Origin of the sequence: Candidatus Neptunochlamydia sp. REUL1, from assembly GCF_963457595.1 — a bacterium.
Classification (GTDB): domain Bacteria; phylum Chlamydiota; class Chlamydiia; order Chlamydiales; family Simkaniaceae; genus Neptunichlamydia.
Map to the genome: position 1 here is coordinate 1,881,232 of NZ_OY735137.1, position 26,581 is coordinate 1,907,812.

23 protein-coding genes are annotated in these 26,581 nt (G+C 42.3%); 3 read left to right on the top strand and 20 right to left on the bottom strand.

Translation table 11 applies throughout. From position 1 onward, the window contains the following. Positions 1-3: 3 nt before the first annotated feature. The 4 genes from R2I63_RS10065 to R2I63_RS10080 all read right to left on the bottom strand — a co-directional run bounded on the left by R2I63_RS10065 (position 4) and on the right by R2I63_RS10080 (position 3,940). Positions 4-1,056, bottom strand: coding sequence for a hypothetical protein (locus R2I63_RS10065; protein WP_316357441.1), 1,053 nt, complete (start codon positions 1,054-1,056; stop codon positions 4-6). Further along, positions 1,034-2,176 (bottom strand): hypothetical protein, encoded by a 1,143-nt coding sequence (locus R2I63_RS10070; protein WP_316357443.1) that lies wholly within the window; start codon positions 2,174-2,176, stop codon positions 1,034-1,036. Before R2I63_RS10070 ends, R2I63_RS10065 begins: the two co-directional genes overlap by 23 nt. A 74-nt stretch (positions 2,177-2,250) precedes the next feature. Next, on the bottom strand, positions 2,251-3,159 hold the full coding sequence (locus R2I63_RS10075; RefSeq protein ID WP_316357445.1) for a hypothetical protein: 909 nt from the start codon (positions 3,157-3,159) through the stop codon (positions 2,251-2,253). After that, entirely contained in the window at positions 3,140-3,940 is an 801-nt protein-coding gene (locus R2I63_RS10080; protein ID WP_316357447.1) for a hypothetical protein, read from the bottom strand. Before R2I63_RS10080 ends, R2I63_RS10075 begins: the two co-directional genes overlap by 20 nt. A 105-nt stretch (positions 3,941-4,045) precedes the next feature. Here R2I63_RS10080 and R2I63_RS10085 point away from each other — a divergent pair, with 105 nt between their 5' ends. The 3 genes from R2I63_RS10085 to R2I63_RS10095 are packed head-to-tail and all read left to right on the top strand — an operon-like array spanning position 4,046 to position 8,594. Then, on the top strand, positions 4,046-5,560 hold the full coding sequence (locus R2I63_RS10085; RefSeq protein ID WP_316357449.1) for an MFS transporter: 1,515 nt from the start codon (positions 4,046-4,048) through the stop codon (positions 5,558-5,560). Between the two features lie 20 nt (positions 5,561-5,580). Next, positions 5,581-6,399, top strand: a complete 819-nt coding sequence (locus R2I63_RS10090) for a hypothetical protein (protein ID WP_316357451.1) — start codon at positions 5,581-5,583, stop codon at positions 6,397-6,399. 29 nt (positions 6,400-6,428) lie between these two features. Further along, the gene (locus R2I63_RS10095; protein WP_316357454.1) at positions 6,429-8,594 is read left to right on the top strand and encodes a hypothetical protein; all 2,166 of its coding nucleotides are present in this window, start codon (positions 6,429-6,431) and stop codon (positions 8,592-8,594) included. 43 nt (positions 8,595-8,637) lie between these two features. Here R2I63_RS10095 and R2I63_RS10100 read toward each other — a convergent pair whose 3' ends face one another. The 16 genes from R2I63_RS10100 to R2I63_RS10175 all read right to left on the bottom strand — a co-directional run bounded on the left by R2I63_RS10100 (position 8,638) and on the right by R2I63_RS10175 (position 26,439). Then, positions 8,638-9,198, bottom strand: coding sequence for a YqgE/AlgH family protein (locus R2I63_RS10100; protein ID WP_316357455.1), 561 nt, complete (start codon positions 9,196-9,198; stop codon positions 8,638-8,640). Positions 9,199-9,223: 25 nt separating this feature from the next. Continuing rightward, the gene (locus tag R2I63_RS10105; RefSeq protein WP_316357457.1) at positions 9,224-10,432 is read right to left on the bottom strand and encodes an MlaD family protein; all 1,209 of its coding nucleotides are present in this window, start codon (positions 10,430-10,432) and stop codon (positions 9,224-9,226) included. Position 10,433: 1 nt separating this feature from the next. Then, positions 10,434-11,204: an ABC transporter ATP-binding protein gene (locus R2I63_RS10110; protein ID WP_316357459.1), complete on the bottom strand. Its 771-nt coding sequence runs from the start codon at positions 11,202-11,204 to the stop codon at positions 10,434-10,436. Continuing rightward, positions 11,201-11,986: an MlaE family ABC transporter permease gene (locus R2I63_RS10115; protein WP_316357461.1), complete on the bottom strand. Its 786-nt coding sequence runs from the start codon at positions 11,984-11,986 to the stop codon at positions 11,201-11,203. The genes R2I63_RS10110 and R2I63_RS10115 overlap by 4 nt, the downstream gene beginning before the upstream one ends. A gap of 77 nt (positions 11,987-12,063) precedes the next feature. Next, complete coding sequence (locus R2I63_RS10120; RefSeq protein WP_316357463.1) at positions 12,064-12,531, bottom strand: gluconokinase; 468 nt, start codon at positions 12,529-12,531, stop codon at positions 12,064-12,066. A 516-nt stretch (positions 12,532-13,047) separates the two neighbouring features. Further along, positions 13,048-13,380: an RNA recognition motif domain-containing protein gene (locus R2I63_RS10125; protein WP_316357465.1), complete on the bottom strand. Its 333-nt coding sequence runs from the start codon at positions 13,378-13,380 to the stop codon at positions 13,048-13,050. 159 nt (positions 13,381-13,539) lie between these two features. Continuing rightward, entirely contained in the window at positions 13,540-13,947 is a 408-nt protein-coding gene (locus R2I63_RS10130) for a DUF7674 family protein (RefSeq protein ID WP_316357467.1), read from the bottom strand. 87 nt (positions 13,948-14,034) lie between these two features. Continuing rightward, a complete protein-coding gene (locus R2I63_RS10135; RefSeq protein ID WP_316357469.1) occupies positions 14,035-14,343 on the bottom strand; it encodes a hypothetical protein in 309 nt (102 codons plus the stop codon). 69 nt (positions 14,344-14,412) lie between these two features. Then, positions 14,413-14,730 (bottom strand): transposase, encoded by a 318-nt coding sequence (locus R2I63_RS10140; protein WP_316357472.1) that lies wholly within the window; start codon positions 14,728-14,730, stop codon positions 14,413-14,415. Between the two features lie 207 nt (positions 14,731-14,937). Next, positions 14,938-15,999 (bottom strand): hypothetical protein, encoded by a 1,062-nt coding sequence (locus tag R2I63_RS10145; RefSeq protein ID WP_316357474.1) that lies wholly within the window; start codon positions 15,997-15,999, stop codon positions 14,938-14,940. Further along, positions 15,990-17,249: a hypothetical protein gene (locus R2I63_RS10150; protein WP_316357476.1), complete on the bottom strand. Its 1,260-nt coding sequence runs from the start codon at positions 17,247-17,249 to the stop codon at positions 15,990-15,992. Before R2I63_RS10150 ends, R2I63_RS10145 begins: the two co-directional genes overlap by 10 nt. 30 nt (positions 17,250-17,279) lie before the next feature. After that, positions 17,280-17,636 (bottom strand): hypothetical protein, encoded by a 357-nt coding sequence (locus tag R2I63_RS10155; protein ID WP_316357478.1) that lies wholly within the window; start codon positions 17,634-17,636, stop codon positions 17,280-17,282. A 113-nt stretch (positions 17,637-17,749) separates the two neighbouring features. Continuing rightward, positions 17,750-20,857: a hypothetical protein gene (locus tag R2I63_RS10160; RefSeq protein ID WP_316357479.1), complete on the bottom strand. Its 3,108-nt coding sequence runs from the start codon at positions 20,855-20,857 to the stop codon at positions 17,750-17,752. A gap of 258 nt (positions 20,858-21,115) precedes the next feature. Then, positions 21,116-21,882, bottom strand: a protein-coding gene (locus R2I63_RS10165; protein WP_316359813.1) for an IS5 family transposase whose coding sequence is annotated in 2 segments (ribosomal slippage) — positions 21,116-21,507 and positions 21,507-21,882 — 768 coding nt in all. Because the reading frame shifts where the segments join, the coding sequence is not laid out codon by codon here. Positions 21,883-21,980: 98 nt separating this feature from the next. Continuing rightward, on the bottom strand, positions 21,981-23,012 hold the full coding sequence (locus R2I63_RS10170) for a hypothetical protein (RefSeq protein WP_316357481.1): 1,032 nt from the start codon (positions 23,010-23,012) through the stop codon (positions 21,981-21,983). 4 nt (positions 23,013-23,016) lie between these two features. Next, entirely contained in the window at positions 23,017-26,439 is a 3,423-nt protein-coding gene (locus tag R2I63_RS10175) for a hypothetical protein (protein ID WP_316357483.1), read from the bottom strand. Between the last annotated feature and the right edge of the window lie 142 nt (positions 26,440-26,581).

Sequence of the window (26,581 nt, forward strand, 5' to 3'; positions counted from 1 at the left end):
TTACTATTGCTGCTCTTCTTCCATTGAAGAACCGCTTCCATGCTTCATGAGAAACATTGCTACAATTGGAGCCAGTGAGTAACCGGCAGAAGCTAGGTATCCCACTTTCTTCTTCAGCATATAGGAAGAAAGTTTCGGAGTTAGCACAGCTCCAAGAATTGTTGCAATAGCCACTGAGTAGAGCTCTTGCTTCTTCTCTCTCAAACGGTATTTTTCTTTGCTAAGCTCACCTTTTGCCAGCATGTACGTTGGAGCTCCAAGGATTGCAGTCGGTACGCTTCCCTTAACCATCGGGAATGTGTCTCCAAAGGCGAAAATACTCTTCACGCCTAGGTAGGCAACCGCACTTACGACTCCAGAGGCTAGACCAGCATAGATTCCCATTTTTGCACTCTCATTCCACGTAAATATGTCTGTACGCACATGCTTAGAACCGTTTACGTAATGACCCTTATACATATGCATAACATTGCCTACGTAATGATCCTCTTCCACTCCTGAATCAAAGCAGTCCCAAAGCTTTGCAGGGTAGTCGCTAAATCTGTCTGCTCTACATAAGCTATGGTCAGCATCAGAAGTGATAGCAACTGTAAAGAGTGACGCGATGGTTGCGATACTTGCATAGGAGATTGCTCCTGCCAATGACATCTGATGCGAGCTAAACTTACTACTCGAGTAGCGCACCGCAAGAAGAGTCAATGCAAACACACTGGTTGCCATAACAATTGAGCGGTTTCCAACCTGATGTCCGGGCGACTTAATAGGAAACTGATGGCTTGCTGCAATTGCGCTATACTTATAAGTCAGGCCAATTGCTGTTCCAGCAAGGATACCAGCAGATGTAGGTCCTGCGACTCCACCGTCTTTTAATATGAAATGGACACCCTCGATAAGGGTGTTGTCTGCCCACTTTCTTGCGCTCATGATTCCACTTCTGCAGTGAGCAGCCATGTTATAGGCTTTCTTTCCTGCGATAAGCGCTGCACTACCCATCACAAATGTTGCGAATAGCTTTGCGTTTTGTGACGTATTACTAAAAATTCCTGGAGTTGCCATATTGTTGTACCTCCTCGTAGTCAAAATTTGAAATTGTTTTCATAGCTAGGAAGGTTAACCCCCATCCAGTAGCTTGCATTTGTGTGACGGTATGTTTTGAGAAGTAGTTTGCTATGCGCGGAGCTAGCATGATGGTTCCAATCGTCATAATAAACAAATCTAGCTTGAAACGATGACACATATTCTCAAAACAAACGTTTTCTTGATATTCAGCCTTGTCCAAATGTCCGGTGATAAGGTGACTTGCAGCACCAATATTAGAAGAAACCATGTCAGCTGCTAGAGATGAAGCGGCAGCTCCCATTGCAACGTATGTTGGCGTCTGCATGGATGGTGCTTTTTCAAAGAGCCATGGGACGGGGTTATAAGGGAGAACTTTTTTTGCAATAGTTGTTGCTTTGCTTGAAACAAATCCAAAGGCTGTTAAAGCGTATCCTTGTACCCTTGTTGCAATGCGCCCAGTAATCGGGAAGGCTTCATTTAGGTCGTGTGCCATGATTTTTACGTGCTTAGAACCAAATTGATAAAGGCTTTGAGCACTTTCAACCATGAAATCAACGAAGTCGTTGATAGCAGGTAATACGTAAGTCTTGTAGAGCTCTGCGGTCTTATTAATTACGCGTGGACCTAAGTTCCATGCTCTGTTGTATAGGGCAAGGGTATTGTCGAAAGCGTTCTGAATCGAATCGATTGGGTGGCGGATACAGCTAAATGCCCACTTTGTGCAAGACCAAGCAGTATTCGCAGACCATTTAGCGGCGCCCCACGCAGTGAGCGCAGTCCACTTGATTGCTGTAGGAATGTTAACAAGAACATACTTTGCAATTGAAAACCCTGTTGAAGCTGTCCATTTTGTGGCACTCCATGCAGTTCCAGCAGTCCACTTAGTTGCTTCCCAGGCAGCTCCAGGTGTTGCTTTTGTTGTATTCCATCCATTTCTGGCAATCCACTTTGTGGCATTCCAAGAGTGTGATAGTCCCCAACTTGATACAGAGTAAACGCCCTTGCCAACGTGCCAAGAGGCTTTTGCGGTAAGAACAGCGGCTGCTGTACCAAGAATGGTCGCTCCGCCGTAATAAAGTAGGTTCTGTCCATGAACCTGTAGATTGCTCTCAGTCATTCTAACATCTCTCAAATTTATAATAAAATTGGGGAGATCATACCAAGTATTAAGAATTTGTAAAAGACAAAATATTAGTTTATCTTAACAGACGCCTTAGAGCTCTGAAGCTCTTCATGGGCAACAGGGACGAGCTCAGGGTAGTTTTCCTGGAGCCAGGGGAGGAGTTTATAATGAATTTTTTTGAGTTCGTGGTTGTAGAAGTATTCAAGATTTTTCTTTGGATCTCGATGAAATCCTCCGATATCGAGCTCAACGGCTTTCCCATTGATAAAGCCAAAATTCCGGATTAAATGAGGATCTTTATCGCTAAATCCTTTTTTGGCGCGCATCTCTGTAAAAGCAAGGAGTTCTTTTAAAGCCTCCTGAGCCTCTTGGGTTCTCCCCTCCTTTTTTAAGGATAGGAGATATTCTGCTGTTGGGATAGCCTTTTTTTGAACCACAAACTCGACATCTTCAAGCTGGATATGGTGTTTAAGGCCCATCCGGTCTTTCAAAATAACTGTATGATCAAAGGGGGTGTTTTTATTGAGGTGGACAAAGATGACCCCTGTCTCATTTTTGAAAATTGTATAGGCAATTTTGCAGCTTCCAAAGGTTGATGCGACAGTCTTCTTCTTCTTGCGTTTCCAGCGGTCCCGTTTTTCAGCAAATTTTTTCGGAAGAGGGAGCTTTTCATAGAGGGGATTCATCCGCCATCTTTTGTGCTTAAAAAACTTGAGAACGTAGTTGTTGTCCTCGCTGATGAAGACGTAGCTTTGCGAGCCACTTTCTAAGTAGGAGAAGGGCTGATCAAGGGCTGTTTCTAATTCTAAAAGGTCTTCGGGTTCAAAGGTGATGTCCCACTTTGGGTTGTAAGGGAGCGAGGAGGTAATATTGGCGCAGCTAAAACCGTCTGTCAAGGCATGAGAAAGGCGCTCTATTCCTGCAACTGCAGCAACGGCCAAAAGTCCTATTAGGCATTTATTGACAAACGATTTCATTTAACTCCTTAACAAATGAGTCTAACAAAATGGGATGATTTTCTGCGATCCAAGATTCAAATGCGCGGGTAATGCGGATCATTTCTGGTCCATAAACTTCTCGTTTTTTTTCTTGCTCGGATAGGGAAAGTCTTCCAAAATCTATTTGAAAAGGAGTGGTATTGATATATCCAAAATTGGTGCTAAAATCTGGATCCTTGTCGAAGATTCCTTTTTGGCAGCGGCCCTCTGCAAGGCGCAAGAGTGAGCGGATTGCACTTTCTGCAGCCTCTTGATTTTCCTGTGCCATCCAGCGATCTATTGCGGCATAAGCCAGGATCCCTTTTTTCTGAAGGAGGAATTCTACTTGGTCAAGATCAATAAGGTGTTTTTTTCCAATTTTATCAATGATTGTAATGCTTTGCTTAAGATTCGAGGTTTTTGCTAAATGGAGGGTGATGAGCCCCGTCTCTTCTTTCATCTCGTCATAGGCTAAACACAGGCTATCAAAGGTCTTTTCCAAAGAAGCTCGCTTCTTCTCTCTTTTTTTTCCTAAAGCTCCCACGTCGGGTAGAAAGTTTAGCAGGGGAGGGGTTCTCATATGTTGGAATTTGAAAAGTTTAAGAACCGCGGTTCCATCTTCAGATAGGAAAACGTAGGACTGACTTCCTGAATCAAAATAGGTGAAGGTTTGTTTAAGAAGGTTCTTGGGAATTTCTCCTTCGCGATGCCACTTTTGATTCTCTCCGCGTGGTGCATATACGTTGACCATTGCAAAGCCATCGGTTGCTTTGTGGCACAAACGTTCTGCTGCAAAAAACAAAAAAGCACTCAAAAAAATTATGAATAATCGCTTCATTACCGTATATTAAAAGTTATAGGTTCGAGACATAAGGCATAGTATTAGATGAAGACTATTTCTGAAAAGAAAAGAAAACGCCTTATTCTCCTTGCGATGACGAGCTCCACCTCTCTTATCTTCCTGAATGCTACGCTCCTTCCTGTGGCATTGCCAACCATCCAGAGGGAACTTTTAGTTTCCATGAGTGGCTTGCAATGGATTATCAACGCTTATCTTTTAGCAACGGCAGTTTTTGTGATTGCTGGGGGGCGCTTAGGGGATCTTTTTGGCCATAGGCGCATGTTCTGTATTGGTGTTGCTATCTACTCGATTTCATCGGTGATGGGGGCAATGGCAGAAACGGGATGGTGGCTGGTTATGAGCCGAGCCATTCAAGGGACAGGGGGCGCATTGATGTCTCCAGCTGGAATGTCTATTCTTATTCATTCGTTTCCTGAAAAAAAACGGGGGCGGGCCATTGGGATTATGGTAGGGATTGGCTCTCTGTTCCTTTCTTTAGGTCCTTTTATTGGTGGCGCTTTTACCCAATATCTTTCCTGGAGATGGGCATTTTTGATCAATCCCCCCATTGCTCTTTATGGCATTTTGATGGTTATAAAAGCTGTTCCGAAATCTGAACCGATAAAGGAGAGCTTTGATTTTCTGGGATTTATCTCTCTTTCCCTTTCCATCTCTTGTTTAACGCTGGCTCTGATGCAAGGAAAGGTTTGGGGGTGGGGCTCTTGGCAGGTAGTTTTTCTCTTTCTTCTCGCTATATGTTTTCTCTTAGCCGTTTGGGGGTTGGAGCGTTTTGCAAAGCACCCATTTTTTCAATTTAACCTCTTCAAAAACTGCACCTTTTTAGGGGGTTGTATTTTAATGCTTTGTTCTCAGTTCATCCTGATGATCACCCTGTTTTGGCCGATCTACTTTCAGAAGATTGTCATGGACTCTCCTATGATTGCAGGGCTTATCACGGCAATTGCGACCATTCCTTTGATGCTGTTTGCTCCGATCGGGGGGAACCTTGCGGACCGTAGGGGAGCGCGCCTTCCATTGCTCATGGGTTTTACGCTTCTTTTTCTTAGTCTGATATGGTTTGCTTACTTCCTATCGTATCAAAACATTTCCCTCCTCTTTCCTGCACTTTTTGCCTTTGGAGCAGGGATTTCTTTTGTAATGACTCCAGCGAGTGCCGTAACTCTTAGCTCTGTTCCAAAAACGAAAACAGGGGTCGCTACGGGGATGTATAATACGCTTCGCTTCACAGGGGCAACAATTGGGGTCGCTGTTCTAGGAGCGGTTCAGGTCAATGTTCAAGATGATTTGTTTACAGCCTCCTTAAAAAAGCATTCTGATACGGCTTCTTTAAACCCTGATCTTTATGAGGGGCTCCTAAATAGCTTACCTCTTTCGAGAGAAGCAGCAGGAAACCTTGATTCTGAGACCTTTGCTTATGTGAAAGAGGCTTTGATCAAAGCTTCTACAGTTGCTTTTTCTGCAACGAATCTTGTGGCTGCTGTCGCAGCGGTTCTTGCCTTTTTCATCACCCTGGTTTTCTTTAAAAAAGCAAAAAGGTAAGAAGAGGAATAGAGGTGATCATGAAAAGGCTTTTAGGATTTTTTATTTTTTTTGCAGCAGCGTTATACAGCGTTGAGGAAGTAAGAGTTGTTCCTGTTTCTCCAACTCCAGAGTCCAATACGGTAGTTACAAAGATTGTATTTCCCCGCCCCTATGAGAACAAACGGAAAACCCCTGTGAATGTCCAGCTTAGGGTAGAGGGATTTCCTTTGGGGGTGGTCACGCAGAATAATCGGTCCAAGGAGATCTACGATGATCCTGAAGGGCAAGCAATTCATGTCATTGTTGATAATGAGCCTTATCTGATTTATAACCAGTCGTTTGAAGATTCTTTCGATGAAAATCGAGAGTTCTATGATAAAATTGTGAGTTTTCATATTCCATTCACACTCAAGCCTGGGATGCATGTTTTGCGGGTATTTCCTGCACGTTCTTATGGAGAGAGTCTAAAAGGGAAGAGACCCTTTTCTGCCGAGATTTTTTATTTTCAAGATCGCAAGAAAAATGATGACCTTAATATAGATCTCCAAAAGCCCTACCTGACTTATAATGAGCCACAAGGGAGATACCCTTCTGGGAGTGAAGACCCTATTCTTCTCGACTTCCTCCTCTCTAACTGTGAGTTAAGCCAGGATGGATACAAAGTACGCCTCACAGTTGATAAAGAGGTGATTTCAACACTGATAAAATATACTCCTTACCTACTTTATGGTTTAAGCCCAGGAAAACATACCGTTAAGCTCGAACTTCTTGATAAAGATGATAAAATCGTTCCCGGTTTTTTTAATGTAACACAGCGGGAAGTGGAGATTGATAATAATCTTTCTGACGCCTCATAATAAAGTTATAGGGACTGCAGGAGGGGTTTGTGGCGAAGAAGAAGGCGAAGAAAAATCAAGAGATGTCCATCATGGATGCGGTTGACAATCTCTCTGGAATGGCTGAACTCGATGTAGCTGTGGAGAAAGAGGGTGAGGCTGTCGGTGTTAAGAAAAACCTCCATAAACTCAAAGAGTTAGAAGAAACAGAGAAGGAAGAAACTCTCTCGACTGTCAAAGGGACTTTCAAAACAGTCCACAAATATCTTGAACATGTTTACTCTAGAGGCAAAGAGCAGCTTAAAGACCGCGATATGCAGCGGGGAATTAAAGCGATCATGGTTTTGGCTGATGAAGCTGCTGATAAGCTAGATAAGTGTACCTCTCTTTTTAAACATACCTATAAAGAGGGAAAAGTCTCCGAGATCAAGGAGTATAAAGATCTCCACAGTTTCTATAGCAAAAAGATCCTAAAGCGTTTTGAAGAGGTTCTAGCAACAGAAGCCGCTTGGCAGGAAGAATGGGCATCTGAAGACGAGAAGATTGACATTGAGCGACAGGGTCTCAAAGACTTAGAGATGGTTAAAAGGGATAAGGAGTATGAGCTCTTCTATATCCGCAAGGATGATGGGAAACCATTCTTCAACCGGAACCTCTTGCGACACATTAAGCTTGTGAGTGACTTCGATGAGGTGATCATGGGATTTGAAGGGGAGGATCCTCTTCTTCATATCAATATTCTTCTCGATCATGAAGCTCAAGTCGTTGCGGAAGAAATCCGAGACATTGCAAAAAATGAGCTTGGTGATTTTTATGCCGATGCCTTTCACCATAAAGAAATCCAAATTGTTGGAGATATGATCAAAATAACCATGTCTCTCATGCTTGCTTGCAACCCTCAAAACTTGAATGAAAATACCATGGGGAAGGTTTGCACACGCTACCTGAAGGACTTCCATAAATTTTTACGAGAGATTCTTGTTTCACCTGATTGCCTCCGTCTGATTAATCATTCTGTTGAAGAGACAGATCAGCTTTCCCGCGCGCTTGTTAATCTTGTTCATGCTTTTTCCTTCGCTTTCTTTTGCCATAGTGGAAAGAAACAAGAGATGCTCGATTTTATGAATGATTTGCTTAGGCGCTCCAATGGTGGAGAGCTTCCTATTAGAAAGGAGAAGATTGATACCAACGCCTTTTTGAGTGAAATTTATGATCTTCATGACAGTATCACCGAGATGCTTAAAAAATATCCCAGTGGCCCTCTTTTTAAAACACTTGATATCTTCCAAGAAAGGAATGAAAAAGAAGGGTTCGATCCCATCGGTCAAGGGAATCTTCCTTATTACCTCTATACTTTTTCGAATAGTGACTTTGATTCAAAGTGTCTCAAAATGCCTTGCCCTACCCTCCATGCCCATATTAATAAAGCAGAAGTGATCGATGAGTTTAAAGGGTTTCTGCGCCACTTTGAAACAAAGAAGGGGCTTGAAAGGCACCTGCACATCAATCTTCAAGATCGCACGTCATGGGAAGAGCATGCTAGATGCCAGGCCTTAGAAAAGCTTCAAAATCAAGCCGAGTTCTCGGAGCAACTGATTCTTGTCACCTTTCCGAAAAAGAGTGATTTCTACTTTCAAGCCGAAGATTATCTCAAAGTTGATATTGCTAAAAATTTTCTAAAGTTATTAGAGGAGCAGGTCAAAAGTGGTGAGGAGTGTGGCTTCTTTTTCTCAAAATACCTCCCTAAAAAAGAGCTCAATGACTTTGTGAAAAAGATCCTTCCAGTCATTCACACCCATTTCTTTAAAAAAAAGGTGAAACTCGAGAGAAAAGAACGTCTAGATTTTATCGAAATTTTCTATCAATTTTTTACTCTGAAAATCCTTGAGCTTGCAAGACCCGATACCTTCACTTTTTCATGTAAGGATGGAGTGGATGTGGGCTCTACGGCGAGTGCGACGTTCTTCACTCTCGTGAAGCTCCTTGGAAAAGAGGATCAGTGGTCTCAAAAAGAACAAGACCAGCTCTATTGGATTCTCTGCGGCCCGGCTCTTACCGTCCGTGAGCGCCTTGTGGATTATCAGAGATTTAGCCGGATGGCAAGTAGCCTTAGCATCATTGCTCAGGCCGTTGCTAAGGATCATGATAAGATTATCAAAGCACTTCAGCCTCTTTACAGCGCAAATCTATTTCAAAATCTTAAAAACAAATATTAATTATGAATTATCATAAATAATTTAATCAATAAGGTTCTGAAGGTTAGTTTAGATCGAGATCTTCTGGCATGAGGGAAAGGGTTTTGTATTTCCCTCCCATCTCTCGAAGGAGGGTTTGCCAAAGGGTTTCAGGAGGTGTCTGAAAGAGATGCTTGCTTTTGGCAGGGCATAGGTACCAAGCACCATTGAGGAACTCACGCTCCAGGACACCTGAGGCCCATCCTCCATAGCCAAAACAAACGAGAGTAAGAGGAGGCTCTCTTTCCTCCTCCTGGAGCATTTCCATATCTCCATTTAAATAGATCCCAGCGCTCACTTGAAGGCTTGTCTCATCTTCATATCCTTGGTTTTGAAGGAGCATGATCTGATTGGGTTGGTTGGGGCCGCCAGCACGCATTTCAATAGGGTCTTCTCCATTGCCGATTCCAAGGAAGTCATCCTCTACTTCAATGTCTAGGGGTTTATTGATGATGAGACCAAAGGATCCTACAGCGCTATGATCACACAAAAGGACAACGCTGCGGTAAAAGATCCCGCTTTCAATATCTGGGCTGGCAATGAGAAAGGTTCCCTTCTTAAGCTCTGAGTAAGGTATGTTCTTCATAACTTATCCATAGCAGAGGAGTCTATTATTGTACCAGTTCTTCAGCGCTCTGGAGTTGTTCGTTATAGAGTCTTAGGTTGTCATAAAGAGCTTGTGATTGGCGCATAAGTTCTGCAAAGTCTCTTTGGAATGCTTTGGTATCAAAGATTTGCTGACTATCAGGACTATTTTCAGCCCGTTCGACAAGCATAGAGAGCCGAGACATTGAGGTATTGATGAGATCGACTTCCTTATTGAAGTAATTACGGAAGCTTTGTGGAGTATTGAGAGCATTAAGGATCGTCGCCTGTTTGAGGCGCGTTCTTTGCCACTCTTTATTGAGGTTGAAGAGGAATCCGTAATGGTTGACATCGTTCATAGTGGTATCGAGCTTGCTAAGGATAGCTGTAACACGAAGGTAAGTGTCTTCATCCATAAAGAGTTTACCGAGGGTTCCCTTTCCGCTGGCAATAGAATTCATCACGTGATCGAAGGAGTAGCTAGCTTTTTTTGTATTGCGAAGGGTAACGGCAAGATTTCTGAAGGCATCCTCGCTATTAAGATCATCCATAGCGGAGTGGATATCGCGCATGGCAACCGCAAAGTTTTGAACACCGAGTTTAACCTCATCGATCAGGTGAGTTTGGTTGATGCGGGTAAGGGTGATTGTTGCTTCGGTCATTGCATCATCAAAGGCTCGGATAGCGCCGCCAAGTTCATGCCCATTCTGATCAATCCAAGCAATCACTTTATCGAGAGTTTCCTCGACTTTATCAGAGAGTTGAGCTAATTCATTAAATGCACTTTCAAGAGGATCTACTGATTCGGCATAAATAGGAGTCTTTGAGGTCATAAGTGTGGGTTTGACGCCCTTTGGGGGAGTGCGAGGAATGATAGCAATCGACTTTTCCCCTAGAAGACCAGAGGTTTGAACGGTGATTTCATCTGTATTGTAAACATGGACGCTTGAATCGAGATGAAGAATGAGTTGGTAGAAGTAGACCTGCCCAAGTTCATCGGTGGGTTGCTCGCGAGCATGCGGAATTTGTTGGATTGCAACCACCTCTCCCACAGGTTTTCCGGCAAACATTACGCGGGTTCCGAGAGACAAACCATTGACATTAGAGAACCGAGCGACGAGAGTTTCTTTCCCATCACCGACACTAGGCTCAAGAAAGAGGATGATACCCACAACAAGTGCGCAGGCTACCACCACAAAAAGCCCAATGAGCATGTTCTTCATATAATCAATCATCTCATTTTCTCCTAAATGTCCTCGGATCCTCTGATATGGTTTTCCGTAAAAATTCTATAATTGGGTCATCAATATTTAAAAATGCGTCAGGTTCATCGATATACGCGATTTTTCCATCTTTGTGAAGTGCTAATCGGTCTCCAACAAAAAGGGAGGAGACAATATCATGAGTGACCACAATGCTTGTTGCCTTTAGTTCTTCTTGAGTCTTGACAATGAGCTCGTTGATCTGCATCGCCGTAATGGGATCGAGTCCCGTCGTCGGCTCATCATACAACAAATATTCTGGACGGTAAACAATTAAGCGGGCAAGACCAGCGCGCTTACGCATTCCACCCGAGAGATCTGAAGGCATTTTCTTTTGTGTGCCTTCCAAATCAACCATTCGAAGTGCTTCGTCAACACGATCTCTGATTTCACTCTTTGAATACCTTTCTCCCGTTTCAATGTCTCCGTGTTGGCGCAGAAAAAAAGCAGTATTGTCCTCGATATTCATTGAGTCAAAGAGTGCTGCTCCTTGAAAGAGCATTCCCATTTTAAGACTTGCTTTATATCGCTTTTCTCCTCGCAGATCAGAGACGCGTATGCCATCGACTTCGATATAACCCTTGTCAGCATGAGAGATTCCAATGATATGCTTTAACAGGACGCTCTTTCCTACTCCTGAGCGTCCTAAAATAACAAGTGTTTCTCCTTTTTTAACCGTTAAGGTAAGTCCCTTCAAAACCTCATTTCCTTCAAAGGCTTTCCATAGATCATGAATGTCTATCATGAGAACCACCCTGTCGCATTTTGAAGCATATTGAGACCTAGAGTAATGAGGAAATTGGTAAACAGTATAAAAGTGTAGCAGACAACCACGCTATTCGTTGTAGAGCGACCGACTCCTTCAGCCCCTCCAGAAGTTTTGAGTCCTTTGAAGCAGGAGATTGTTACAATTAAAACTCCGAATACAAAAGCCTTTACGATACCGATCAGGAGATCAAAGTTGGTGATATAGATCGGCATGGGATCGAAATACGTCGTTGGAGGCATTTTGAAGTAAAATACTGAAATCAAATATCCGCCAAAAATCCCCATAAAAATACTAAAAACGGTAAGGAGTGGCATCATCACCATTCCAGAAATAAAGCGGGGAGCAACAAGGTAGCGATTAGGATCAACAGCCATGGTTTCGAGAGCATCGACCTGTTCTGTAACACGCATTGTTCCTAGCTCGGCGCACATCGCTGCACCGACGCGCCCAGTCACCATAAAGGCAGTAAGGACTGGACCAAGCTCAGTAATCATTGCTTTTCCAACCATGAGCCCTGTTGCACCAGCAAGGCCTTTATCACTAAGCTGAAAAAAGGATTGGGCAGCTAAAACAAGCCCTGTTGAGAACCCCGTCATCGCAACAACAGGAAGAGAGAGGACTCCGATGTTATAGAGCTGTTCACGAATAAGGGCCCAATTTGGGGGACGCTTGAATGTAGCCACGGTGACATTCCAGATGAGGAATACAAACTCACCTGTTGCCTCCAAGAAATTAAGTTTACTTAGTAAAAAGCGCATGTGCGCATCTTACTATTATCCCTAAACTCAATGCAAGTTTGAATTTTATATTTATGAAAAATACCTAGGGACACGCCCTAGAGAATAGCTTCCTTTATCGCTTTAACAATGTCGGCAATGGGTGGCGTAATATCAACTGTGATCGCATTGCGTGGTTCTTCTAGCGTGGCGAATTGCGAGTCTAGAAGATCTGGGTTAAAGAAGTGCCCCTTGCGCTCTTCAAGGCGCGTGCGGATAAGAGGGTAGGTTCCCTTGAGGTAGACGAATCGGACTTCTGGGGAAAAACAAAGGATGCGGCGATAAGAATGTTTGAGCGCCGAGCAGGCGAGGATCATTTCTCCGTGGGTACTCATGAAATCAGCGAGAGTTTTGAGCCAAGGCTTCCGGTCACGATCTGTGAGGGGAGTCCCTTCTTTCATCTTCCTTTTATTATCTTCGGAGTGGAAGTCATCGGCATCATAGAAAGGGATATCAAGCGCCTTAGAAAGCGCCTGCCCGATCACAGATTTTCCGCAGCCTGAAACACCCATAAGTACAATAATCATAAAAAAGACCCCAACTGTTCTCAATTGAGATCTTAGTGTTTTTGCAGCTATGTGTAAAGGGGGATTATCCCTCTATAATTTCTAATTGAGAAAGTTGGGCCTCAACCGAGATAGTCATAAAAATTGGCAATAGTGATGCCTTTAAATTGGTCGCTTTTTCCTTGATAAATGAGGGTTGCTGAATCCTCTCCACGGAGGCGGTTTAAAGTATGGATCATATTTGGCTTGAGCGTTGACGATTTTTTGAGTCTCTTTGGTTCTAAACAGCCTCAATAATTGCCGACCTATATTATTACAAAATTTGACCTGTGAGATTGCACTTCCTTTGGTTCCTAAGAAGGTATTTCACTTTGAGGAAAGTAAAGACGAAGAACCCAAGGAGAACTGAGCCTCTAGTATGCTAACTGATAATGAAATGCTTCAGAAACTTCAGGAGTCCTTGACCCTTCCGGATCAAAAAGACTTATTCCTTCACGAATGCCCAGAAAACAGCAGCCAGCTATTGCTATTTACTCTCTAATTATAATCTTTGAAAGCTACTCTAGAGGATAGTTCCTTTGGAGGCTTGAAGCTCCTTGGCAAAATAGAATCTCTAGGACTATTAAAGTTTCCAGGGTTCTCAACCTTAGCTGTGAGAATATTTCCCTCAAGCTCTGAGCCGCTAATTCTTCTCATAGCGAGTTTTGCTTCAGGCTCTATCGGCATCTTAACGAACCCAAAGCCTCGAGATACTTGCGTTTCATGATCTACGATGATTCTAGATGATAACACCTTGCCGTACATGCTGAAGAGTTCTTTGAGCTGAGACGAAGTCACGCTTTCTGCTAGTCCTTTTACAAATATGTCCATGTTTTACCTTTTTGGGTTTGATTAGCAAATATCACGCTAAATATAAGCGCTTTATTTTTATATAGCCATAAGATCATACCAGGAAGCAGAAGATAGGCTCTTATAGCGAAAGTATGAGACCCACTCTAGAGATTCTTAACTTTTTTTGCTTTTACCTGGTTAAATAACCTCTTCATCCCAAAGACCGTCCGTTCTAACTCCGGTAAATTTATCCCAGGCTCTACAATATTCAAGAGTATGTGGTCCTAGAAATTTAACGAACCATCTAAACTTAATTTCATCTGGGTCTAAAATCATTAAAGATTCTAAGTATGAAGTTGTTATCGCAGTTTGGACAGATTGATTTCCTTTGGTTAGCAAAAATTCTACAAAGTCGAAAATTTCTTTAATCTCTCGCTCACTATGAGCTTTTATTGTGTCTACTGTGTATTCTTCTAATGGTATCATCTGAATAGTAATACCCAAATCTGGACCGAAATCTCTAATATAGGACGACCAATATGGAAGGAACTTTGGAAATCTTTTCTTCGTTAGTTCTATGCATTTTTTTTCTGTGATCTCTTCCACTCCTTCACCTCCCTAAAGCATTATAAAGATCTTTAATAATGTTTTCTGCAGCAGCCCGGTCACTATTACTAGAGCTGGGATTGTTTCCTAACCATCTTTCAAGACTTGAATCTTCCTATTAACTTCTCTATGCAGGCGTTGGATGTTCCGTGTATTGGCAGATATCCTCTGTTGAGGGCTCGGATACCAGGGATCTACAGAACTAAACAACTCTTGGTATTTAGCCTTTGGTAGCCTTAAGGGCAAATCTCTTGCTGGAGGAGAGTTTTCTGGAGAACTAGATGCAGAGCTATAACCGCATGATTTGTCACTAGAGATGGAGCTTATGGAGCTTACTGATGGACTTGATGGAGGAGGGAGGTCCTGCGGTGGTCTAAGATGTGTTAACTTCTGCATCGGCTCATGCTACTAGTTTGATCAAGATGCCATAAGAGCTTAATCGATAGCGGTTATCTAGTCAAAGATTTACAACCACATATCAAAGAATTCCCATATTGGGACTGTATCTGCTTTTGACATTGATGAGAAGATGCCCATGGCTTTTTTTAGGATGTCTCTTTCCTCTTTTAAGATGCGATTCTCTTTTCTGAGTTTTCTCATATCTTCATCTTCTTTTTTTTGACTTGCCGTTTTGATAAGCTCTCCCTTTCGATTGAGTCCTAACCAGTAGCTAAGCGTTGATTTACCAATTCCTAAATCATGTGCCACGTCTTTGATTTTCATCCTTTCTTCTCTGACTAAACAAACTGCATTGGCTTTGAATTCTTCGTCAAATTTCTTCATTCTTTTAAACTCCTCATTTTCTTGAAAAGTCTATATCATATCCGTCCACTTTTTCGGGGCAAGGTCATAGCTTGCATAAAACTTGAAAACTGTTTGATTAGCAAATATCACGCTAAATATAAGCGCTTTATTTTTATATAGCCATAGGATGACGCTGCCTTAAACAAGATAGGCTCTTATAGATCGATTATGGCGCTTACTATAGAGCTAAGCTTTCTCTCCTGTGAGTTCTTCATAGACAGACTTGGCATACCACTGGATTTCTTTCCATTTTTTGTAAGCAATAATCTCACCGTCGTTAATACCATACCCTGGGTTATTGGGTCTATTAGGATCCTTTTTGAAGTCTTCGATCATTTTAGAGAGCTTCTTGAGCACCTTGCATTGCTTATTTGTCACATCAAGCTTGTTATCTTCAGCACCATGTATGACTGTTATTACATCACATAGATACCTAGAGCACGTTTTCATGCAGTTTTCCTCGTCGTATAGGGGAAACTCTTTCCTCACCCAAAAGCGCTCTTGATACTCTTGTTTGGATATCGTCCAGATTTCTAAATACACGTTGATCAGGCAGTGCTCAAGACTCGTCTCAGGGATATGCTGGCGTCTTTTGAATTGCTCAATAAGGAAACTTGGGTAGATCTTTTTTTCTTCTGCATGAATCTCTTCTGGTGTAGCGTCTCTTTGCTTTATCTCTGGACGTTTTTCTCTTGGGGGGCGAGACTTTTCCCATGCATCGAGGTCGTCTCCTGTGATCTCCTCATAGACGAGCTTGGCGTATGCTTGTATCTTATGCCATTTTGGATCAGCAATAATTGCAGAGTCATTTAGACCGTATCCTGGGTCGTCTGGTACAGTCGGATCTCCATCAAAATCATCTACCATCGTGTATAGTCTCTGTAGCACTTCTCGTTGCTTAGCTGTCATTTCAATCGTATAGTCACTGGTATCTAAAACAGCACGGGCATGTGGGAAAAAGGTCGAAAGCGTTTCCATATAGTTATCTCCCATCATAGGAGGCTCTTGCCTTACCCAGAAGCGCTCTTGGTATTCTGCATTGGAGATGACCCATGTAGTGCGAATGAGCTGTAAAAAATCGGTGATTTTAGTTGGGTTGTAAGGAATGCTTTTTCCTGTTTCTTTTTCTGTGCGTGTTTCTTCTCTCGCCTTTCTAAACTCGTCTACAAGAAATAGAGGATATATGCTTTTATCTTCCCTAAGATCTCTTGCTTCATTTTCTATCTCTTCAGGTATCATTATTCCCATCCCCTAAATTGATACTCAGTTAATTGAATATGGGTTGTTTCATCTGGTTTTGTTATCCATTTACCATCTGTGGTTAAGAATTTATTATTCTTACACTGAACCACATAATGAGTTTGTTGTCTCAGTATTCCATTCATTTGCTTCCCCTCAATAATCGCAGTCACTGGATTCTCTTTGCGTAGACCAGGGCAGATTCTGATCAGGAGGTTTTGTGGATTACTTGTTCCAGGCTTTCTAAATATTATACCGCCATTTTTATCTGCAAATTCCGCTACATATTCAGTGGGAAAGAGCTTTGGATTCTCAAAAGTCTTGAATCCAGAATAATCTAAAACCCTACGTATTTGTAACTCTGAGAGGTTATCACCTGAAAACTCTTTTCTAACAACTTTGTATAGTTCTTTCTTATCGGAAACTACTCGCTTAAGAGCATCTATTTTAGGGCTAGCAACTTTCCACCACTCAAGCTCTGGGCCCTTGTTTACGTATGGTATATCGAAGGGTTTTATATATGTGAGTTTTCTTTTAGCAAGATTTAACGCAGTCTTATCACTAACAAAACTACATCGTAGTATGCGGTTCTCTATCAACTGCCTACCCACTTCATGCCTAAAGGCTACCGTGGACAGTGCCCTGTCCTGTAGTGGACTAACAGTGCTCATAGATTTTAAAGCTCTAAATGCTTTCGGTATCGAACCTGCTGCACCACCAAAACCAAAACCAAAGGCCACCCCAGCTGCTTTATTGGTGTCATGAGCTTCTGCCATAACGAGGCCTACTACGCCGCCTTCACAAGCCATGCCCAGTACGCTAATGCCTTCTGCGACTCTTATGACCTTTCCAACACCTCCAAAAGAAATCATTTCACCAACGAACTCCCCAGCTCTTGCTCCGAAAGAATGAGGGTCCTTGATATGTACAAGATTGTCATACTTCAATAGCGCGCTAGCCGAGAATCTTTTAAAGTGTTCTTTTGGACATTCAGCTCCGGACACGTCAGACATATCAGGAAGCATTAAGCTGCAGATGCCTCGGAGAATTTTAGCACCACCCTTTGGAATGCTTTTTGTGAAGTCGTTAACAGCAGCGCTTTTCACCGTCTTTAAAGCATCCATAGCAGACCTTGACTGGAGAGTTACATCGATTAATGCAAACTCCATAGATCCAGAAAAACCTGCCATTTGAATCTGTCTTTGAGGAGAATCTCCTCTAGGAAGATCTACAGTTCGTTCTAGTATCCTGAGCTCCATTTGCTCTAGACGATTTCTGCATGGAAATGTTCATCCATAATACTTTTTACGCTGTTCTTCCATCTTACGTTCATACTCTGCTGTTTCCTCTGGAGTGGGATTCCAGTTTTCAAGCTCTTTTTTCATAGCGTCGTATTCCGCTTGTTGTTCTGGGGTTCTTTTGAGCTTAGCTAGGTGATCTTTGGCTTCTTGAAGGACCTCTATCGATTCTTCATAAGGGAATTCCCAGTAGTTAGCATCTCTTTTATTGTAAAATTTAGTAACAAAAAATCCGTAATCTTCATAGTTGATCTCAAAACACTGCTCGTTTTTGTAATAAATTTCAGCAACTGGCTCCTCTTTATCTGGAGGATCGGAAAGAATTATTTCCCAGAAGTCTTCTCTCATCTTTTTGGCTCCAATAGTCCAATCATCTTTTTACCATCTTTTGTAAATCTTGCTCCACGCCCATCAGGCAATAAAATATCTATGCATTCTTCATAGTTCAAAGTTTCTACTTTTTAAAAAAAAACCTTTTTTTCAGGATGATTCAATATCTCATCAAGCACTCTTTGACCATGCATGTTAATTTCATGTGGTGTTCCTTTAGGCTTCGGAAATACTGAATCAACCCTACCTGCTTTTTTATCTAGAGCTCTTCCTGCTTTACTCAGTCCACTCCTATCATGAAAAGTCCCAGAGTGACTCATTTCTCCTATAGAGACTGCTTTAGTCTCACCCTTTTCAACCCATGTTACAAACTGATAATTATTACTTCTATTCACACCTTTTGCCGCTTGAATCGCCTTGGACTCAACTTTCGCAATATTTCTCTTAAAGAATCCCTTAGGATATATCGGAAGCATTTCACTCCAAGGATTTCCGATTCCACTGTGGTAAGCAGGATTCTGTAGTGCTTCAATAGTCCTTAGTTCTTTTTCAAACCCCGTCGGATTCAAAAGTGCTCTATCTAATAACGGATTAGGCTTCAGATGTTTGGTAGATTGTCTCATGAAAGCAAATGCTTCTTGACCTAACTTCATGCAGGGCTTGCATCCACCAAGCAAAGGAAGCGGCACAGCAATTTCTCCAACAAACATACTCATTTGAGCGTTGGGGGAACCTAGATCTAGGTTGACCTTCTTAGCAACCCAATTGTCGAGTCTATTCGAAACCTCCATCAATCCAAAGGTATGGGGTTTAGTCTTTAAGCTTGGCTGCTCAAAAGCTTGAATCGCAAATACAATGGTTTTTTTAGCGCCTATAAGCAAACAAATATCTGCATCTCTTTTAGCCCTGAGTGGGTTCTCTTTCCATTGTTGGACGTATCCTTTAACCCAAGTTTCTACATTTCTTTGAGTCTGCTCTGGAACAACTTTGCTGATAACGAAGGGAACAAAACCTGCCATTTGAAGTGGTCTATTATGCGCTGGTCTTATATCTACAGGATTACTCCTCCCAAGATTTCTAAGCTCCATTGGTGGCACTTGCACATTGTTTGCCAGACCTTGTCTCCAGTAAGCTTGATAGTTCAAGGGGGCTTTAGGGCTATTATCTACAACAGGCGTTTGGTATTGCATGTTTTTGTTGAAGAGTTGGCCTTGTTGCATCGCCTGAACATTCTCCCACTGTCCTGCATTAGGCTCCCTTATCTGTGGTCTATTCGGAGATGGAGGGGCTTGAGACAATTCTCTTGGCACATATCTATCTGAAGAGGTAGATGGATTCGTGGTATACAGCGGCATCTTAGTTGCAGATATTTCACCGCTTACTGCAACGTTTTCTTTTATCCAATTCCATGCTTTCCCTACTACTGTTTTGGGTTTCCTGGGCTTTTCAGGTTTAGATTCTGGAACTGGAATTCTCTCTATCCCTTGTAGACTATCTAGTGTCTTTTGGGCGTCATCTCTTTCTTCTATCGCCTTTGATAGATTCTCGTTTCCCTTGATGACTTTGCTCAATTCCTTAGTTGCAGAGTTGAATGCACCACAGGCTTTTTGATACTTTGCAAATTTCTCATTGAGGTATTTATTTGCTTCTGCAACACCAGCTTCTTTTTGTATGAGCTCATTTTGTGCTGCTTGGATCTTTAGAGCATGTTGCTTGCTGTCTTCTTGCTGCTGTAAGTCTGCCAGAGTTGGTTCTTGCTTGGGGTATTTTTCTTGTTCTTCTGGAGTAAGTTCTCCGTCAACTTTTGGTTTAGGAGCTTCCTTGAACTTTTGGTCAACGTACTGCTTAATGTAGTGACTTTGAACATCTCCATTGGATATCAATGCTCTTGCGATGCGTATGTCAAGCGGCGTTGTCTCATCTGTCTCAGGAAGCTGATTAACAGCCTCAGCTACGCTAAAACCTAGTACTTGGCAGACTAGCTTTTTCTTATCTTGCGTTAATGCGCCTTTGAGTACAGATCCACCAAGGTTTCTTAAGGCAGACTCTCCTTTTCCTGTCTTTTCTGCTCGAGTTGCTAGGTCAAGAAGATCAACACCAAGAGCCGTTCCTAGATCCCAGGAATTTCTTCCCATTGCGCTACCAAGACCAAAGCCTCCAAATAGCTTTAAGACTTGCACTGCCTGATCTTTTCCTTCAGGGTCGATTGTATTGCCAAAAGAGTTCATTGCCGTTTTTGCTGCTTGTCCAATTACTAAGCTTGGATCTCCCGTTATAAAGGATAACCCTCCAGAGATCAAGGCACTACATAGATCATCTTTTAGCTCGTTTCTATGTTTATTTGAGAGCTGATGATCTCGTATCTTTTGCTGCTCAGCGTAGTGCTTTGCTGCTGTCCAGAGTGCTATCGCTCGAGTGAGATCTTCCTTTGTGAGTCTTGGTCTTTCGATGCTTTCTTTAGAGGGGGATTGCTTGAGATAGATCTTAACCTCTTCAATGTCTTTCTTGAGCCACTCTGATACCAATAGGCTGCTGAATATCTCCTTCAGTGCTTTCATGCATTTGGGAAATAATCTAGGAAATATGGGAAACTCTCGCAAACAGGTATCGTGAGTATCTAGTTGAAATACATCTCCAATCTTTTGTCCTGCTTTATTCAGAGATTTTATAAGCTGCCCCTTCAGGCCATACTCTTCTTCAAGGATCTTCTTGAGCTCAAGAATCACTTCTTCTGTTGGTTGATGATAAGTACAGTGGATATCTGAAAAGTCTCCAGCATCTATGGTGTATTCGACTTTTTCACTCACGTCTGCATAGCCTCGAAAATGATCAGCTAACAAAATAGATGCTTCTTTAGCTAAGTTGTTAACACCACGTATCTCACGGAAGAAATCAACAAACACCTTTTGAAAGCGCTCATCTTCCTGCTGCTTTCCCAAAACAAAGAAATAACTTTCTTGAATCTTCCTATTGATTGTTGTCTGCAGGGTTTTCATGTGCTGTGTATTGGCAGATAGTCTTTGCTCGGGATTTGGGTGCCAGGGATCTATAGAGTCAAATAGCTCTTGATACTTTGCTTCTGGAAGTCTTAGTGGTAAATGTCTTGCCGGAGGAGAGTTTTCTGGAGAACTAGATGCAGAACTATAACCGCATGACTTGTCACTAGAGATGGAGCTTGCTGAGGAGCTGGAAGGAGGAGGGAGGTTCTGAGGGACTCTAAGATGTGTTAACTTCTGCATCGGCTCATGCTACTAGTTTGATCAAGATGCCATAAGAGCTTAATCGATAGCGGTTATCTAGTCAAAGATTTACAACCACATATCAAAGAATTCCCATATTCTATCCAATGTAAATTTTAAATATTTTTTGATGGGGTCAAAGATGATGTGTCCGAAGTGCATAAAGAATATCACAATCGTAAGCATTACAAAAATTCGCAGATTGGGACTATCAAATATAATCTCAAGGGTTTTCTTGATTTGCTCTAGATGGTGTCGTCATGAGATAGAAGCCCAAAGAGCGATACAACGGATTTGCACTGCAGCTATGAATGAAGCTGTATTTTTGGCATATCGAGTGGCTATTCCACGCCATCGTTTTAGTTGGAGAAAAGCATTTTCTACAAGGTGTCGAAGCTTATATAGTTCTTTATCAAATTCTCTCCATTTTTTGCGATTTGACCTCAGAGGAATGACTGGATTTATGCCTTGACTCTCGGCTTGCAATATAATTGCGTCACTATCATAAGCTTTATCGGCGAGCAAATGTTCTGCTGAAATATCTTGGATCAAGAAACTTGCTTGAGTGCTGTCATGAGTGGTACCTTGCACAACAACAATTCGGACTGGCATACCATGCGCATTCACGGCCAAGTGTATTTTTGTGTTAAGCCCCCTTTTGTCCGACTCATGTCTTGATTACCGCCTTTAGCTCCCGATGCATGAGGGTGCACCTTAATATGGCTCCCATCTATCATGAGCCATTCATAGTCAGGATCTTCCACTAAACATTCAAGGAACGCTTCCCAAATTCTAGCATCCCGCCAACGACAGAAGCGACGGTGAGTGTTTTTCCAATCTCCATAATCAGGTGGTAAGTCTCTCCAAGGAGAGCCTGTTCGAAGAATCCAGAAAACAGCGTTAATGAACAGACGGTTATCTTTTGCTACGGCGCCCCAACCCCCTTTTCGACCTGGCAGGTGAGGAGCTAACAATTCCCAGACTTTATCTGAAATATCGTGGCGACGATGCGATGCTTTTCCCATAGAAAATTCCTTTGTTGCATTGGTATAAGACAGCAAAGTATATCAAATTCAAAATTTCTTGACGACACTATCTAGAACGCAAATATGGAGGTCGATTTTTAGGGTTTTGTAATTACTTCATATACGAGCTTAGCATAGTCTCGAATCTCTTGCCACTGCTTACATTCGATAAGCTCACCATCGTTGATTCCATATCCTGGGTCATTGGGTCTATTAGGGTCCTTTTTGAAGTCTTCGATCATTTCAGAGAGCTTCTTGAGCACCTTGCATTGCTTATTTGTCACTTCAAGCTTGTTATCTTCAGCACCATGTATGACTGTTATTACATCACACAGATACCTAGAGCACGTTTTCATGCAGTTTTCTTCATCGTATAGGGGGAATTCTTTTCTGACCCAAAAGCGCTCTTGATACTCTTGTTTGGATATCGTCCATACCTCTAAGTACACGTTGATCAAGAAATGCTCAAGACTCGTTTCTGGAATATCCTGACGGCTTTTGAATTGCTCAATAAGAAAACTTGGGTAGATCTTTTTTTCTTCTGCATGAATCTCTTCAGTTGTTGCGTCTCTTTGATCTATCTTGGGCCTTTTAGCTCTTGGAGGGCGAGACTTTTCCCATTCATCGAGGTCGTCTCCTGTGATCTCCTCATATACAAGCTTGGCGTATGCTTGTATCTTATGCCATTTTGGATCAGCAATAATTGCAGAGTCATTTAGACCGTATCCTGGGTCGTCTGGTACAGTCGGATCTCCATCAAAATCATCTACCATCGTGTATAGTCTCTGTAGCATTTCGCGTTGCTTAGCAGTCATAGAAACTCTTCCAGCATCATTCGCCAGAAGAACAGCTTCTCCATCGGACAGAAAAGTCTCTAGGGTTTCCATATAGTTATCTCCCATCATAGGAGGCTCCTGCCTTACCCAGAATCGTTCTTGGTATTCTGCATTGGAGATTTTCCAGATTTCTACGGTCAAATTTCGAAAGTCTGCGATTTTTGTTCTTGGCTGATCATTTAGTTCAGGGTATTTTCTAAGTTCTCGGCTTTGTTGATTGATGAATCGAGGAAATATCTTCTCATTCTCTGCATACATTCTCTCGTACTTTTCATCTAGGTTCTCAGGTGTCATAAAGCTACCATCCCTTGAATTGATAGTTTTCTAAAGGTATGTGAATAAGCTCTGGACTTTCTTTTTTATGAATCCAGAAACCATCTTTTGTTAAGCACTGATCTCCTCTGCACTGAACCACATAATGGGTCTGCTGTCTCATAGTACCATTCATCTGTTTACCCTCAATAATTGCAGTCACTGGATTCTCTTTGCGAAGACCTGGGCATATCCTGATTAAAATGTTTTCTTCGTATACAGTCCCAGGCTTTCTAAAAACAATACCTGCATTCTTCTTTGCAAATTCCGCCACATATTCAGTGGGAAAGAGCTTTGGATTCTCAAAAGTCTTGAACCCAGAATAATCAAGCACTCTGCGTATCTTCATCTCTGATAGACTGTCACTTGCAAACTCTTTTCTAACAACTTTGTATAGTTCTTTCTTATCGGAAACTACTCGCTTAAGAGCATCTATTTTAGGGCTTGCAACTTTCCACCACTCAAGCTCTGGGCCCTTGTTTACGTATGGTATATCGAAGGGTTTTATATATGTGAGTTTTCTTTTAGCAAGATTTAACGCAGTCTTATCACTAACAAAACTACATCGTAGTATGCGGTTCTCTATCAACTGCCTACCCACTTCATGCCTAAAGGCTACCGTGGACAGTGCCCTGTCCTGTAGTGGACTAACAGTGCTCATAGATTTTAAAGCTCTAAATGCTTTCGGTATCGAACCTGCTGCACCACCAAAACCAAAACCAAAGGCCACCCCAGCTGCTTTATTGGTGTCATGAGCTTCTGCCATAACGAGGCCTACTACGCCGCCTTCACAAGCCATGCCCAGTACGCTAATGCCTTCTGCGACTCTTATGACCTTTCCAACACCTCCAAAAGAAATCATTTCACCAACGAACTCCCCAGCTCTTGCTCCGAAAGAATGAGGGTCCTTGATATGTACAAGCTTGTCATACTTCAATAGCGCGCTAGCGGAGAATCTTTTAAAGTGTTCTTTTGGACATTCAGCTCCGGACACGTCAGACATATCAGGAAGCATTAAGCTGCAGATGCCTCGGAGAATTTTAGCACCACCCTTTGGAATGCTTTTTGTGAAGTCGTTAACAGCAGCGCTTTTCACCGTCTTTAAAGCATCCATAGCAGACCTTGACTGGAGAGTTACATCCATTAATGCAAACTCCATAGATCCAGAAAAACCAGCCATTTGAATCTGTCTTTGAGGAGAATCTCCTCGAGGAAGATCTGCAGGTCTCTCTAGCATTCTAAGCTTCATTGGTGGCACTTGCACATTGTTTGCCAGACCTTGCCCCCAGTAAGCTTGATAGTTCAAGGGGGCTTTAGGGCTATTATCTACAACAGGCGTTTGGTATTGCATGTTTTTGTTGAAGAGTTGGCCTTGTTGCATCGCCTGAACATTCTCCCACTGTCCTGCATTAGGCTCCCTTATCTGTGGTCTATTCGGAGATGGAGGGGCTTGAGACAATTCTCTTGGCACATATCTATCTGAAGAGGTAGATGGATTCGTGGTATACAGCGGCATCTTAGTTGCAGATATTTCACCGCTTACTGCAACGTTTTCTTTTATCCAATTCCATGCTTTCCCTACTACTGTTTTGGGTTTCTTGGGCTTTTCAGGTTTAGATTCTGGAACTGGAATTCTCTCTATCCCTTGTAGACTATCTAGTGTCTTTTGGGCGTCATCTCTTTCTTCTATCGCCTTTGATAGATTCTCGTTTCCCTTGATGACTTTGCTCAATTCCTTAGTTGCAGAGTTGAATGCACCACAGGCTTTTTGATACTTTGCAAATTTCTCATTGAGGTATTTATTTGCTTCTGCAACACCAGCTTCTTTTTGTATGAGCTCATTTTGTGCTGCTTGGATCTTTAGAGCATGTTGCTTGCTGTCTTCTTGCTGCTGTAAGTCTGCCAGAGTTGGTTCTTGCTTGGGGTATTTTTCTTGTTCTTCTGGAGTAAGTTCTCCGCCAACTTTTGGTTTAGGAGCTTCCTTGAACTTTTGGTCAACGTACTGCTTAATGTAGTGACTTTGAACATCTCCATTGGATATCAATGCTCTTGCGATGCGTATGTCAAGCGGCGTTGTCTCATCTGTCTCAGGAAGCTGATTAACAGCCTCAGCTACGCTAAAACCTAGTACTTGGCAGACTAGCTTTTTCTTATCTTGCGTTAATGCGCCTTTGAGTACAGATCCACCAAGGTTTCTTAAGGCAGACTCTCCTTTTCCTGTCTTTTCTGCTCGAGTTGCTAGGTCAAGAAGATCAACACCAAGAGCCGTTCCTAGATCCCAGGAATTTCTTCCCATTGCGCTACCAAGACCAAAGCCTCCAAATAGCTTTAAGACTTGCACTGCCTGATCTTTTCCTTCAGGGTCGATTGTATTGCCAAAAGAGTTCATTGCCGTTTTTGCTGCTTGTCCAATTACTAAGCTTGGATCTCCCGTTATAAAGGATAATCCTCCAGAGATCAAGGCACTACATAGATCATCTTTTAGCTCGTTTCTATGTTTATTTGAGAGCTGATGATCTCGTATCTTTTGCTGCTCAGCGTAGTGCTTTGCTGCTGTCCAGAGTGCTATCGCTCGAGTGAGATCTTCCTTTGTGAGTCTTGGTCTTTCGATGCTTTCTTTAGAGGGGTATTGCTTGAGATAGATCTTAACCTCTTCAATGTCTTTCTTGAGCCACTCTGATACCAATAGGCTGCTGAATATCTCCTTCAGTGCTTTCATGCATTTGGGAAATAATCTAGGAAATATGGAAAACTCTCGCAAACAGGTATCGTGAGTATCTAGTTGAAATACATCTCCAATCTTTTGTCCTGCTTTATTCAGAGATTTTATAAGCTGCCCCTTCAGGCCATACTCTTCTTCAAGGATCTTCTTGAGCTCAAGAATCACTTCTTCTGTTGGTTGATGATAAGTACAGTGGATATCTGAAAAGTCTCCAGCATCTATGGTGTATTCGACTTTTTCACTCACGTCTGCATAGCCTCGAAAATGATCAGCTAACAAAATAGATGCTTCTTTAGCTAAGTTGTTAACACCACGTATCTCACGGAAGAAATCAACAAAAACCTTTTGAAAGCGCTCATCTTCCTGCTGCTTTCCCAAAACAAAGAAATAACTTTCTTGAATCTTCCTATTGATTGTTGTCTGCAGGGTTTTCATGTGCTGTGTATTGGCAGATAGTCTTTGCTCGGGATTTGGGTGCCAGGGATCTATAGAGTCAAATAGCTCTTGATACTTTGCTTCTGGAAGTCTTAGTGGTAAATGTCTTGCCGGAGGAGAGTTTTCTGGAGAACTAGATCCAGAACTATAACCGCATGACTTGTCACTAGAGATGGAGCTTATGGAGCTTGCTGATGGACTTGATGGAGGCCGGAGGTCCTGCGGTGGTCTAAGATGTGTTAACTTCTGCATCGGCTCATGCTACTAGTTTGATCAAGATGCCATAAGAGCTTAATCGATAGCGGTTATCTAGTCAAAGATTTACAACCACTGACCTTGTCCCGAAAAAGTGGACGGATATGATATAGACTTTTCAAGAAAATGAGGAGTTTAA